This is a genomic window from Trichlorobacter sp. (assembly GCF_030247655.1).
Classification (GTDB): Bacteria; Desulfobacterota; Desulfuromonadia; order Geobacterales; family Pseudopelobacteraceae; genus Trichlorobacter.
Map to the genome: position 1 here is coordinate 1 of NZ_JAOTRZ010000109.1, position 9,291 is coordinate 9,291.

Consider the following 9,291-nt stretch of genomic DNA (forward strand, 5'->3'; position numbering starts at 1 on the left):
AGACAATCCGGTTCGCGTCGTATTCAAGCTGGTTAGCCCAGTGCATGGTGCTTTGCAGACAGGTTTCCGGCACGTAGATTGAGGTGGGGATGAAATTGATAAAAATATCAGCGGCAATCTTCTTTACCGCAGCAGTTTTCAGTGCGTTTTCACGACAGAGCCGATCAAGAAAAAAGAGTAGATCATTTTCTACTGCCAGCTTAAACAGCAGGCTTGGCGGCATCAGGCTACCATCAGACTTAACCCCCCGTGACAAACACTCGTACGCAACAATCTCCATATCCGGCAGCGAGACAATCGGCTGAAACCAGGTGGTCAGGGAATTATTTTCAAAGATGTCGATAAAATCCCGGTTATTCAGCAGAAAAAACCATTTCTTAAGGTTCTTGGTACGGGAGAACGCGGCAAAATCCAACTGCTCACCCTGCCCTAGAAACAGCAGGTTCAACCCGTCTGCCTCCACATCAGCAATATCAGTACGACGGGAAAGACAGGCTACAAGGCCCTGAAAGCTGTCAACCGCCAGCTTAACCACTTCACCTTCCACTCTTGGAACAAAGCCCTCTTCTTGGAGGATACTGATCAGCTTGTCCTGCAGCAGTTCAACAGCGCAGCTGAACAGTGCTTCGCCAGGCGCCTGACTAATGGTTGGTACAGTACCGCAACGTTTACAGGTCATTTCAAACTCCTTCAGGCATACTTAGGAATTTAGCAATAGCTTCATGCCGGTAATCAAAAATATGTTCAAGCCTGCTGCGCACCAGAGGGGCCGCCAGCAAACCAAACGGACGAAACGGCAGCAGGTACGAGACACAATCCGTCATCTCTGTACCGCCAGCTACCTCCTTGAAATGATGCTGATGGTGCCAGAAACGATAGGGTCCAAAGCGCTGTTCATCCACAAAAAAGTCAGGTTCACGGACATGGGTTATCTCCGTCACCCAATTCACCCGCACCCCTGCCAGGGCAGTTACCTTGTAGGTCACCACCATACCGGCATACATCTGCTCCGGAAGCTCAGAGGTGATCTTAAAGCCCAGATCTGGTGGCGTAATTACCGGTAGATTGCGTGGATCTGAAAAGAACTGTCACGCTGTCTGTAATGGCACGGGCAGCAGCTGTGTCCTTCTGAGCGTGTACATGCGATCACCATCCATATTTATGTCGTTAATTGCATTTTTTTGCAATGGACACACACCAACTATAGTGCTATCTTCACACCATAAATTATTTTTGTCTAGGACAAATTATGCCCGTACGACTATCAATCAGCGACCTTGAACGTGAAACCGGTATCAGCCGTGACACCCTGCGGATCTGGGAGCGACGCTATGGTTTTCCTGAGCCTCTGCGCAATCAGCGCAGTGAGAGAAACTACAGCGTTGAGCAACTTGAACGTCTACGGTTGATCAAGCAGCTTTTGGGCAGCGGCATGCGGCCTGGCAAGCTTGCCAGACTTGACCTGCAGCAGTTGTGTCAGATCACGCAACAACAGCGGGAGACGGACACAGTCCCGCGCGATGTTGAAGAGCTACTCCAGATATTAGTAACGGGACCTCGTTACGGTCTGCTGGCGCGACTGGAAGCATTACTGCAGCAGCAAGGCTTACGGGATTTCCTGATTGGCGTATTGGCACCGATGACTCATGCGGTTGGAGAAGCATGGTTTGCAGGCAGAATAGGGGTATTAGATGAACACCACTATACGGAACAGGTGCGCATGGTACTACTTGCTGCCCTACGCAGTCTGCCGCAGACGCCGGGAAACTCCAGAGCCCTTTTAACCACCCTGCCTGGCGAACAGCACGGCCTCGGCCTGTTGATGGCAACCTGCATGCTTGCCCTGGAAGGAGTAGAAATTCTGTTACTGGGGGTGCAGACACCACTTGAGGAGATTGTACGTGGAGCGATTGAAGGTGAATGCCGCATTGTCGGCATATCCTGCAGCGAATACATAAACCGTCGCACCGTTGCCGCCCAGCTGGTGCGCCTGCGCAGCATGCTACCCAACACAGTCAGTCTCTGGGCTGGCGGGAGAGGGACCAATAGCCTTCCGAAGATGCCTGTCGGCATAAAACTTTTCCGACATTTAGGAGAGATACCAGAAGCAGTTCAGCAAAAGTGATAAAACCTTTAATAGGCCGCTGTATTTCCCCTCTTGCAACATTCAAAAAACCATTTACACTGTCCACTTGTGCGGTATATCCAAGATCCCCCGTAAGGAGACTCTCACATGGCATTATGGGATAAGTTAAAAGCGGAACTCATCGACATTATTCAATGGCTTGATGACACCAACGACACCTTGATTTACCGTTTCCCTCGTTACAACAATGAAATCAAGTACAACGCCAAACTCGTCGTGCGCGAGGGCCAGTCTGCGGTCTTTATTAACGAAGGCCAGCTGGCAGATGTTTACGGCCCGGGCACCTACACCCTGACCACTCAGAACATGCCGATTCTGGCCACTCTGAAAGGCTGGAAATACGGCTTTGAATCCCCCTTCAAGGCCGAGGTTTACTTTGTATCCACCCGCCAGTTCACCAACCTGAAGTGGGGTACCCCCGGCCCTTGTACCATGCGCGATCCTGAATTCGGTGCGGTACGGGTAACGGCCTTTGGTATCTACGCCATCAAGATCAAAGATCCGGCAGTGTTTATCCGTGAAATTGCCGGCACAGATGGTGAGTTTAGCACCGACGAGATTCAGGACAACCTGAAGGGCAAGATCGGGATGCGCATCAAGGAAGTGATGCCGGAGTTACAGATTCCGGTGATCGATCTTGAAAGCAAGGTCTTTACCATGGGTGAGATACTGAAAGAGCGGATTGCACCGGCCTTTGAAGGGTTGGGGATCACCCTGACCGAGGTACAAGTACAGGATGTGGGCCTACCTGAAGAGGTTGAACGGGCCATTGACAAGGCCGGTGCCATGCGGGCCATCGGCAACATGCAGATGTACACCCAGTACGAGACCGCCAACTCTATCAATGACGCCGCCAACAATCCCGGCGGTCTGGCAGCAGCCGGCGTCGGTATCGGCATGGGCTTTGGTATGGGTGGTCAGATGGGTAATGCCATGGGCGGCGCCTTTACCAACATGGTACAACAACCGGGTGTTGCCCCTGGATTCTCAGGCGGAGCAGCCCAGCCTCCACCTATGCCAGGACCACCTCCCCTGCCCCAGCTTAACCTGTTTGTGGCGATGAACGGTCAGCAGGCAGGCCCGTTTGAGACTCCAGCACTGCAGCAAATGGTTATGAGCGGGCAACTGACCCGTGAGACCCTGGTCTGGAAACAGGGTATGGCAAGTTGGACAGCAGCCGGTACTGTGGCTGAGCTGGCTCCGGTCTTTGGTGCAGTTCCTCCGCCCATGCCTCCAGCGTAGACCAGGAGACAACGCATGAGCGACCCAACCCAACAGACACCCAATACAGCTACCAAACAGTTCCCTTGCGGATCTTGCGGGGCCAAACTGGAGTTTCATCCTGGTGCCGCCACCCTGAAGTGCCCCTACTGTAACCACCAGAACAAGATTCCCCAATCTGCAGAGGAAATCAGAGAGCTTGATTTTTACGAGTATTTCGCGCGGGCAACAGAACAGGGTGATTCTCAAGAGATACAGACCGTCAAGTGTCAGTCCTGCGGTGGCACCTCCACCCTGCAGCCCAACATATCCATGAGCCACTGCCCGTTCTGCGGTACCCAGTTGCAGGCCAAGGCCAAGGCTAGCCGATTGATCAAGCCGGGGGCTATCTTGCCGTTCAAGATCCCCAAGAACAAGGCGATGGAACTGTTTCGAGACTGGCTGGGTGGTCTGTGGTTCGCCCCCGGCGGACTGAAGGAACAGGCCGCACGAGATGGCGGTATCAAAGGGATGTACATCCCCTACTGGACATTTGATGCCAAATCAACCACTTGGTATGATGGCGAGCGGGGCGAGGATTACTACGAGACCGAACGTTACAGTGAAACTGACGATGACGGCAAAACAGTCAGCCGGACTCGCCAGGTACGCCACACCCGCTGGTACCATGCCAGCGGCACGGTCTGGCAGAACTTTGATGATGTTATTGTCCAGGCAGGACGCTCTCTGCCTCCAGAGATCGTTGATGAACTGGAACCGTGGGACATGAAATCTCTTGTCCCGTATCAGGATGCCTACATGAGCGGTTTTCAGGCAGAGGCCTATCAGGTTGATCTGGGGGATGGCTTTGAACGGGCAGAAAAGAATATGGATGGAGCCATCAGGAAGACTGTTGCTGCAGATATCGGCGGTGACCACCAACGGATCACCACCGTACGGACCCAGTTTGACGGCATCACCTTCAAGCATATCCTGCTACCGGTCTGGATCAGTGCCTACAAGTACGGCGACAAATCCTACCGATTCCTGATCAACGGTTCTACCGGAGAAGTGCAGGGCGAACGTCCCTGGTCGGTGACCAAGATAGCCATGACGGTGGTAGCCAGCATCATCGTCCTGATCCTGATTGCGCTGGTACTGAAGAAGTAGTTACGACTTCTCAAACAGATAGGTGGCAAACTCCTCCCCTATCCTGCTGTCAACAACGCTACATCCCAATCGGGTGTAGCGTTGTATTATGTCAAACTTATCTTGCAAGGGGATACCGGATAGCAGCAGATGCCCACCGGGATCAGTCATCCTCACCAGCTGATCCGCCAGCGGCAGCAGAATGTCGGCATAGATATTAGCCAGTATCAGATCAAACAGCTGTATCTCAATACTGGCCAACTCACCACAGACCGTGGTGATCCTGTCTTCAAGCCCATTAAAAACTACATTTTCCCGGCAGGAAACCGCTGCGGCCTCTTCCAGATCAACTGCAATCACCACCTCTGCCCCAAGACGGGCTGCAGCCAGGGCAAGGATGCCGGTACCACTCCCCAGATCCAGTACGCGGCTCCCTTGCATGCCGGGAATAAGGGGCATTATTTCAAGGCAGGAGGCGGTGGTTTCATGCTCACCTGAGCCAAAAGCCCCTTTCTTCCCCAGCACAATCGGCAGGCCGCATGGATTTGGAGTTGGATCACCAGCAGGAATAATGGTAAAGAGGCCGATGGAAAATGATTTGAATATTCGTCCTGACATGGGGCGGCACCCTAACCGGTTCCGGCCTTGTCGTCAAGTGCCTAAAGAAAGGAACTATAAATCCATGCGACTGACCCCGGCCACTGAACTGGAATTCCGCTGTAAAAAGCTACAAGACCTGATGCAGGCATCGAGCCTTGATGCAGTGCTGCTCGTACAGAATGCTGATCTCTACTACTTTACCGGTACCGTCCAAAATGGCTGTCTCTATGTCCCTGCCTGCGGCCAACCGCTCTACATGGTTCGCCGGGATCAGGCTCGGGCACGCATGGAATCAGGCTTGAAAGAAGTCCTCCCCTTCTCTGCCCCCAAGGATATACCAGCCATAATCAGCAGCTATGGTTACCCGGAGCCGAAACAGGTCGGGCTTGAATTTGACGTATTGCCGGTTGTCTTTCTGGAGCGCTATCGCAAGGTATGGCCCAATGCAGCCTTCAGCGATGCAACACCGCTGATCCGACAGATACGGATGATCAAGAGCCATTATGAGATCCATCTAATGCGGGATGCAGCCGATCAGGTACATAAAGTCTATGAACGAGCCAAAGAAGCCATCAAAGAGGGAATGACTGACTATGAGCTGGCAGCAGAGCTGGAGTACACAGCCCGCAAGCATGGTCATCTGGGGCTGATCAGGATGCGGGTCTTTAATGGAGAAATGTGCTTTGGACATACCTTCTCAGGCACTGACAGCGCTGTTCCGGCCTACACCGACACTCCTTTCGGCGGACTGGGAGCATCCCCCTGTTTTGGTCAAGGAGCCGGCCATAAACCGATCGGCCGCAACGAGCCTATTATCATGGACTTTGCCGGCAGCATTGACGGCTATCTAGTTGACCAGACCCGTATCTTCAGTATTGGTCCACTTTCGGATCGCCTCACCAAAGGTTTTGAAGATATGCTGAAGGTACAGGAGTTGATGAAAAAGATTGTTGTGCAGGGTATCAGCTGGGGCGATATCTACGATCGTTGCCATGGGCTGGCTATGGAGTTGGGCTACGCCGATAGCTTTATGGGCGCTCCAGGCTCGCAGGTCTCTTTTATCGGGCATGGGCTGGGGATAGAAATCGATGAATTCCCGTTTATTGCCCGTGGGTTTAAGGACCAGACCATGGAGGTTGGTATGGCTTGGGCGTTTGAGCCCAAAGTGGTCTTCCCCGGAGAAGGTGCCGTTGGTATTGAAAACACCTTCTATCTCAGCAATGACGGGCTAAAACAGCTGACCCGTTCCGATGATGCGCTCGTAATTTTATAATGTTGTTTCAGTATACAAAAAACCTGTTGTATTTGCCCCCACAGGGTGCTATAACAGCCAAAATTTCTGTATACAGTATATTCAAAACGTTTATTGCATTGTGCAATTGACTAGTTGCACCATTATCCCGAAAGGAGAAGTACCCAATGGCTCTGAAGGAAACCCTCAAGCAAAAGATCGAAGAGCATCGTCCCCGCACCGCACGTCTGGTTAAAGAATTCGGTAAGGTGAAGATTGATGAAGTAACCATCGATCAGTGCATCGGCGGCGCCCGCGACATCCGCAACCTGGTAACTGATATTTCCTACCTGGATCCACAGGAAGGCATCCGTTTCCGTGGCAAGACCATTCCTGAAACCTTTGAGGCATTGCCAAAGGCACCCGGCTCAAACTATCCTACTGTTGAGTCTTTCTGGTACATGCTTCTTACCGGTGACGTACCTACCCAAGCTCAGGTTGACGAAGTTGTTACAGAGTTCAAAACCCGTCAGGTTGTGCCTCAGTATGTATTTGATGCTATTCGTGCCCTGCCTAAAGACAGCCATCCAATGGTAATGCTGTCTGTAGGTATGCTGGCACTGCAAAAAGACTCCAAATTTGCCGGTTTCTACAACTCTGGCAAGTTCAACAAGATGACTGCATGGGAATATGTCTACGAAGATGCCAGTGATATCGTTGCACGTATCCCTGTTATCGCTGCTTTCATCTACAACCTGAAGTATCGTGGTGACAAGCAAGTTGCCATCGACCCTAGCCTGGATATGGGCGCAAACTTTGCTCATATGATCGGCCAGAAAGAGGAGTATAAGGACGTTGCACGTATGTACTTCATCCTGCACTCTGACCATGAGTCCGGTAACGTATCCGCACACACCACCCACCTGGTGCACTCCGCTCTGTCTGACCCTTACTATGCATACTCTGCAGGCCTGAACGGCTTGGCAGGCCCACTGCATGGTCTGGCAAACCAGGAAGTTCTGGATTGGACCCTGAAATTCCAGGAAAAATATTGCAAAGATGTTGAGCCTACTGCAGAGCTGATCAAAGCTGCTCTTTGGGATACACTCAATGCTGGTCAGGTTATCCCAGGTTATGGTCACGCAGTTCTGCGTAAGACCGACCCACGCTACACTTCACAGCGTGAATTCTGCCTCAACACCCCGGGCCTCAAAGACTACCCACTGTTCAAAGTTATCGCCATGATCTTTGAAGTTGCTCCTGGCGTTCTGACTGAGCACGGCAAGACCAAGAACCCTTGGCCAAACGTTGATGCACAGTCCGGTGTTATCCAGATGTACTACGGCCTGACTGAGTTTGAATTCTACACCGTACTGTTCGGTGTAGGCCGCGCACTGGGCTGCATGGCTAACATCACTTGGGACCGCGGTCTGGGCTATGCTCTTGAGCGTCCGAAGTCTGTTACTACTGCAACGCTTGAGAAGTGGGCTGAGGCTGGCGGCCGTAACTAATCACCGCCTGTTGCTGCAAAACAAAAGGGGATGCGATATCGCATCCCCTTTTTTATTCCTCGGCATGGCTGGCTTCCGCTATTTACCAGTGAATACCGGCTTGCGTCGTTCAAGAAAGGCGCGTTTTCCCTCTTCATAATCCTTGCTATCATACGCCATACGCCGCAAGCCCTGAACATACTCAAAGGTCTCAGGGCGCAAAGGATAGGCATCGGCCAGCAAACGCAACTGTTCCTTCATAACACGGTTAGCCAAAGGAGAGTTGTCCGCTATTCTACCAGCCATTGCATAGGTAAACGACTCAAGCTCTTCAGCGGATACCAGGTGATTCAATATGCCCACTTGCACTGCCCGTTCAGCAGGGATTGGCTCTGCAGTATAGAACATCTCTCGTGCTATCCGTGGACCGACAATATTGAAAAAATGCATGATACCGGAAATGTTATAGGGTACTCCAAGCTTGGCCGGTGTAATAGCAAACGATGAACTGGGACACCCAATGGCAATATCACATACAAAGGAAAGGTCACAGGCCCCTCCCCAGACAGAGCCTTCAATCATGGCAATCACCGGTGAGTGAAATCGCGCAATCGCCCGCAACAGACACTCAAGGGGGTCATTGTATGACGAAGGATCTCTACCAGATATCGGTAGCTCATGAATATTAAAGCCGGATGACCAGACATTCGTCCCCTGCGGTGCCCGAATGACCAAAACACGCACGCTTTCATCCAGGGAAAACCGCTCAATTGCCTGGAGCATCTCATCCAGCAATTGACAGCTAAGACTGTTGCGTGTTTCTTGATGGTTAAAAGTAATAGTTGCTATCCGGTTATCAACTGCCGTCAGAATATATGACATAGGCACCTCTATACTGTTACTCTTGTGGCTTCAGACCATATTGAAGCAGTTTACGTTGCAATGCTGTACGCTCTATTTCCAACAGGGTAGCTGCCTTATCCAAATCCCAGAACGAATGCTGTAAAGCCTGCTGGATAAAATCCCGCTCAAATCTCTCGCGGGCAGAATGCAGTGAGCTAACAGCACCCTCATTATCATCAGAAGGACCCTGCATATCCGCCACTTTTCGGCAACTACCACCCGGCATCAGTTCTGGCAAATCAGTTGCTGTAACTACAGGCCCTACAGACATGATCAATATCCGCTCAATAATGTTTTTAAGCTCACGGATGTTACCCGGCCAATCATAGGACTGTAGACAGGCAAGCGCTGAATCGTCAAAGACCTTGGGCTCCCATCCTTCACGACGATGGAACAAGCAGACAAAATGTTTGACCAACAACGGGATATCATCACGACGTTCACGCAAGGGAGTTAACTCAAGCGGCACCACTTGTAGCTGTTGGTAGAGATCTTCACGAAACTGACCATCCGACACTGCCTGTGTAAGTGAATATGATGTAGCAGCAACAACCCGCACATCAACCCTGACC

10 protein-coding genes are annotated in these 9,291 nt (G+C 51.6%); 5 read left to right on the plus strand and 5 right to left on the minus strand.

Annotated elements, in window-relative coordinates:
• The coding region (locus OEL57_RS10335) for an EAL domain-containing protein (RefSeq protein WP_300740351.1) at positions 1–679 on the minus strand (679 nt) is incomplete at its 3' end.
• Between the two features lies 1 nt (position 680).
• Positions 681–1,004, minus strand: a complete 324-nt coding sequence (locus OEL57_RS10340) for an SRPBCC family protein (protein ID WP_300740353.1) — start codon at positions 1,002–1,004, stop codon at positions 681–683.
• Between the two features lie 245 nt (positions 1,005–1,249).
• On the opposite strand from OEL57_RS10340, the gene OEL57_RS10345 reads away from it, so the two are divergent.
• From OEL57_RS10345 to OEL57_RS10355, 3 genes are all read left to right on the plus strand, one after another.
• Positions 1,250–2,125, plus strand: coding sequence for a MerR family transcriptional regulator (locus tag OEL57_RS10345; protein ID WP_300740356.1), 876 nt, complete (start codon positions 1,250–1,252; stop codon positions 2,123–2,125).
• A gap of 108 nt (positions 2,126–2,233) precedes the next feature.
• A complete protein-coding gene (locus OEL57_RS10350) occupies positions 2,234–3,388 on the plus strand; it encodes an SPFH domain-containing protein (protein WP_300740358.1) in 1,155 nt (384 codons plus the stop codon).
• A 15-nt stretch (positions 3,389–3,403) separates the two neighbouring features.
• Positions 3,404–4,516 carry a zinc finger domain-containing protein gene (locus OEL57_RS10355; RefSeq protein ID WP_300740359.1) on the plus strand — a complete coding sequence of 371 codons (1,113 nt, stop codon included), beginning with the start codon at positions 3,404–3,406 and terminating at the stop codon, positions 4,514–4,516.
• Here OEL57_RS10355 and OEL57_RS10360 read toward each other — a convergent pair whose 3' ends face one another.
• On the minus strand, positions 4,517–5,113 hold the full coding sequence (locus OEL57_RS10360; RefSeq protein WP_300740362.1) for a 50S ribosomal protein L11 methyltransferase: 597 nt from the start codon (positions 5,111–5,113) through the stop codon (positions 4,517–4,519).
• 64 nt (positions 5,114–5,177) lie between these two features.
• Here OEL57_RS10360 and OEL57_RS10365 point away from each other — a divergent pair, with 64 nt between their 5' ends.
• Positions 5,178–6,368: a M24 family metallopeptidase gene (locus OEL57_RS10365; protein WP_300740364.1), complete on the plus strand. Its 1,191-nt coding sequence runs from the start codon at positions 5,178–5,180 to the stop codon at positions 6,366–6,368.
• A 146-nt stretch (positions 6,369–6,514) separates the two neighbouring features.
• Positions 6,515–7,837: a citrate (Si)-synthase gene (locus tag OEL57_RS10370; protein ID WP_300740366.1), complete on the plus strand. Its 1,323-nt coding sequence runs from the start codon at positions 6,515–6,517 to the stop codon at positions 7,835–7,837.
• A 78-nt stretch (positions 7,838–7,915) separates the two neighbouring features.
• Here the strand turns inward: OEL57_RS10370 and scpB are convergent, their stop codons facing one another.
• Positions 7,916–8,698, minus strand: coding sequence for a methylmalonyl-CoA decarboxylase (scpB, locus tag OEL57_RS10375; protein WP_300740368.1), 783 nt, complete (start codon positions 8,696–8,698; stop codon positions 7,916–7,918).
• Between the two features lie 16 nt (positions 8,699–8,714).
• On the minus strand, positions 8,715–9,291 hold a 577-nt coding region (locus OEL57_RS10380), incomplete at its 5' end, for a helix-turn-helix domain-containing protein (protein WP_300740371.1).